General features: G+C 78.3%; 2 protein-coding genes and 1 pseudogene. All 3 read left to right on the forward strand.

All coding sequences use genetic code 11. From position 1 onward, the window contains the following. Positions 1–2 precede the first annotated feature (2 nt). Entirely contained in the window at positions 3–1,691 is a 1,689-nt protein-coding gene (locus ABD879_RS32275) for a glucose-6-phosphate isomerase (protein WP_345025577.1), read from the forward strand. Positions 1,692–1,765: 74 nt separating this feature from the next. Then, a complete protein-coding gene (locus ABD879_RS32280) occupies positions 1,766–3,574 on the forward strand; it encodes a phosphoheptose isomerase (RefSeq protein ID WP_345025578.1) in 1,809 nt (602 codons plus the stop codon). After that, positions 3,571–3,864, forward strand: a pseudogene (locus ABD879_RS32285) (glucose-6-phosphate isomerase); the annotation flags it as partial. The gene ABD879_RS32280 and the pseudogene ABD879_RS32285, both read left to right, overlap by 4 nt.

Below are 3,864 nucleotides of genomic sequence, written 5' to 3' on the forward strand. Positions count from 1 at the left end.
AGGTGCCGACGGTGACCGCGGTGGTGACCGCGGGCGGTGTCTCGGTCACCATCCGGGGCGCCGTCGTCGACGAGAGCGAGACGATCCTGTCCCGCCTGGTCTCCGACGGCGTGCCGCGCTCCCTGTCCTCGGGGCATGCGGGCCTGTGGGGTCCGGACGCGGCGCCGGAGGCGTCCCGGCGGCTGGGGTGGCTGCGGCTGCCCGGGCGGTCGCGGGTGCTTCCGGCGCGGCTGGCCGAGCTGGCCGGTGCGGCCCGCGACGCGGGCCTGGACCGGGTGGTGCTGGCGGGCGTGGGGGGCGCCGCGCTGGCACCGGAGGCGATCGCCCGCGCCCGCGGCGTGCCGCTGACCGTGCTGGACACCACCGATCCGCTGGAGGTGGGCCGGGCGCTGGACGGCGACCTGCGGCGCACGCTGGTGGTGGTCGCCGACCCGTCGGGCGGCGACGTGCAGACCGACGCGCTGCGCCGGGTGTTTCAGGCCGCGTTCGGGGCGGCCGGGATCGCCGGCGCCGACCTGGCGCGGCACTTCGCGGTCGTCACCGATCCCGGTTCGCCGCTGGCGGAGGCGGCGGGAGCGGCCGGGTACCGGCTGCTGCCCGCGCCCGGCGACGTCGGCGGCCGGTACGCGGCGCTGTCGGCGCTCGGGCTGGCGCCCGAGGCGCTGGCGGGCGCGGACGCGGCCGGGCTGCTGGCGGAGGCGGCGGAGCTGGTGCCGGTGCTGGCCCAGCCCTACGAGAACCCGGCGCTGGCGCTGGGCGCCGTGCTCGGCGCGTCGGCGCTGGTCGGCCGGGACAAGCTGGCGGTCGCCGAGGGCGGGTCCGGCCTGCGCGGCCTGGGCGGCTGGATCGAGCATCTGGTCGCCGAGTCGACCGGCAAGGACGGCCGGGGCGTGCTGCCGGTGGTGGTCGAGGGCGTGGACGCGCCCGGGTTCGAGCCCGCCGACGACGTGCGGCGGGTGGTGCTGGGGGCCCGCCCCGGCGATGCGGCGGCGCGCGGGCCGTCCGGCGAGGACGCGGCGCTGAGCGTGTCCGGGCCGCTGGGCGCGCAGTTCCTGCTGTGGCAGTACGCGACGGCGGTGGCGTGCCGGGTGCTGGGCGTCAACCCGTTCGACCAGCCGGACGTGCGGGCGTCCGAGCGCAACACCGCGGCGCTGCTGCGCGCCGAGGAGGGCCTGGCGCCCACCGTGATCAGCCGCGTGCCGGCGCTGGTGTGCGGCGAGGTGGAGGTGCACGCCCCCGAGGAGCTGGTGCGGGGCGCCACCGACCTGACCGGCGTGCTGGAGGGCCTGCTGGAGGCGGTGCCGGACGGCGGCTACCTGGCCGTCATGGCGTACCTGGACCGGGAGGGCGACGCCGCCGCGGCGGACCTGCGCGGGCTGCTGGCGGCGCGCGGTGCGGCGGTCCGCAAGCGCCCGGCCCCGGTCACGTTCGGGTGGGGGCCGCGGCTGCTGCACACGACCGGCCAGTACCACAAGGGCGGGCCGCAGAACGGGGTGTTCCTGCAGCTCACCGGGGAGTCCCCGCGCGATGTGGCGGTGCCGGGCAGGCCGTACAGCCTGCGGGAGCTGCAGCTGGCGCAGGCGTTCGGCGACCTGCGGGCGCTGCGGTCGGTGGGCCGCCCGGCGGTGCGGCTGCACCTGCGCGACCGCGCGGCGGGCCTGGCCCGCCTCGCCGCGGCGCTCACCGGCTGAACGTGTCCGCAGATCCGAGGACTGGGTCGCGAATGCCTGTTCTCTCCTGAAACGATAGGGCGTCGGGAGGAACGGTGTCCGGATTCGACGTACTGACGCGGGGCGAGGTGCTCGACGCGGCGCTGCAGGCGCGCGACTACCTCGTCAGCTGCGGGGTGCCCGGCGCGCTGGCCGCCAAGGACCCCAGGCTGTGGGGCCGCCGCGCGGTCGACCACAGCCGGCTGGGCTGGCTCGACCTGCCCGTGGCCTCCCGCGGCCTGCTCAACCAGATCGAGCCGCTGGTCACCGAGGCGCGCTACTCCGGCCTGGACCACGTCGTGCTGATCGGCGTGGGCGCCGACACGCTGCCCGCGCAGGCGATCGTCGAGGCGCACTCCCCCGCCGGGCTGCCGGTGGCGGCCGCCGGTTCCGCGCCGGTCTCCTCGTCTTCTTCGTCGGCCGCGGCGGCGCCCGGCCGGGCGGCCGGACCGGACGCCCCGCCGGGCGGGCTGACCGTGCTGGACGGCGGGGACACCGCCCCGCTCGGCTACGCGCTGGACCGGCTCGACCGGACGCTGGTGGTGCTGGCCAGCAAGCCGGGGGTGTCCATCGAGGGGGACGCCTACCGGCGGATCTTCATGGCGGCGTTCCGCGAGCACGGCCTGTCCGAACGCGAGATCGCCTCGCGGTTCCTGGTGATCACCGACCACGGCAGCCCGCTGCACGACTTCGCCCGCCAGTGCGGCTACCGCATCGGGCTGACCGATCCGTACCTGCCCGGCCACTACGGGGCGCTGTCGGCCTACGGGCTGGTGCCCGCGCTGCTGGCCGGGGCGGACGCCTACCGGGTGCTGGACGAGGCGGCGACCGTGGCGGCGTCGCTGGGGCGCGACGAGGACAACCCGGGCCTGCTGCTGGGGGCGATCCTGGGCGGCTGCGCGCAGCGCGGCGTCGAGGGCGGCCCCCGCGACAAGGTGATGCTGCGCGAGCCCGGCGGCCCGACCGCGCTGAGCTCCTGGATCGCGCAGCTGCTGGCGGTGGCGACGGGCAAGCGCGGCCGCGGCATCCTGGCGTTCGACCCGTCCGGCGGGCCGGGCGAGCGGCCGGACGTGCACAGCATCGCGATCAATCCGCGGGCGGAGGGCTCGTCGGAGAGCGACACCTCGCTGTGGGCGCCGCTGGGCGCGCAGTTCCTGCTGTGGGAGTACGCCGCGGCGGTGGCGGGCTGGCTGCTGGGCGTGAACCCGTTCGAGCCGGGCAGCCTGGTGGTGCAGGAGGCCGAGGACGACGCGGCGACGATGCTGCAGGCGGCGGGCCCGGACCCGCTGCCGACCGCCGCCCCGGCGTTCGTCGACGGCGGGATCGAGGTGCACACCGACGTGCCGTCGCTGGGCGGGTCGCGGCTGGAGGGGGTGCTGGACGCGCTGCTGGCGCACATGCCGATGAACGGGTACGTGTCGGTCGCCACGTACGTGTCCGGTGACCTGTCCGGCCGGTACCTGGCGCCCGCGCTGGCGCGGCGCAGCGGCCGCCCCGTCCTGTACGGGCAGGGGCCGGCCTATCCGCACGCCACCGGCCCGGTGCACAAGGACGGGCCGGGCGGCGGCGTGTTCCTGATCGTCACCGGGGAGCCGGCGCCGGGCGACCCGCTGGCCGACCATCCGGTGCCCGGCCGCCCGTACGGGCTGGCCAAGCTGCGGCTGGCGCGGGCGCTGGCGGAGGTGCGGGCGCTGCGGCAGCGGGGCCTGCCGGTCGTCCGGCTGCACCTGCGCGACCCGGTGGAGGGCGCGGCCCGGCTGGTCGCGGGGGTGCGGGCGGCGCCGGGCGTGCGCACCGGCGTGCGCGCCCGCGGAGCGGCCCGCGTCGCGGGAGGCGACGGACGGGCGGGACGGACGGGGCCGTGACCGAGTACACCCCGGTCGCGTCGGGCGGCGTCACCGTCACCGCGCGCGATCCGGTGCGGCAGCACGCGCGGCGGGTCATGGGGCGGCTGTGGATCGACCAGGTCCCGGTCCGGCTGGCCTCGGAGGATGCGACGCTGTGGCCGTCGGCGGCCGCCGCCGAGGCGGAGGGGCGGACGCTGTGCTGGCCCGGGCAGCCGGGCGCGGCGCGCGCCCTGCTGGGCCGGGTGGCGCAGCTGCGGGCCCGGGCGCGCAACGCCGGCCTCACGGAGGTGGCGCTGCTGGGCGGCGGC

Source organism: Actinomadura keratinilytica, assembly GCF_039539665.1.
GTDB classification, from domain to species: domain Bacteria; phylum Actinomycetota; class Actinomycetes; order Streptosporangiales; family Streptosporangiaceae; genus Spirillospora; species Spirillospora keratinilytica.